Below are 327 nucleotides of genomic sequence, written 5' to 3'. Positions count from 1 at the left end.
AGACGCCCATGCTTGATATCACCTGCATAGCCGGCGACGGCGCCGCGCGGAAGGGCGCCGCGAATGCCGCACCGAACGGGCGGCACCCGCACCGAAGAGGCCGGATTTCCGTCAAACAGATGGTGTATGGACTTCAAATCGATTGAAATGCTATCGCGACCGTCGCACGAAGGTATAGGCGAGCGCTCGTGCTTCGATTCGCCTGACCGTCCGCCCAGCTCCCAGCCGAGACCGCCCGCTTGAAAACCCCGCTTTTGCAACCGCTGCCCGAAAATCCCGCTCCCGAGGCGCTGGCCGCCGAGATCCTGCGCGCGCTCCGATACCGGC

Origin of the sequence: Enterovirga sp. (assembly GCF_035325185.1) — a bacterium.
Taxonomy (GTDB): domain Bacteria; phylum Pseudomonadota; class Alphaproteobacteria; order Rhizobiales; family Beijerinckiaceae; genus Enterovirga.
This window is presented reverse-complemented; position numbering follows the sequence as displayed.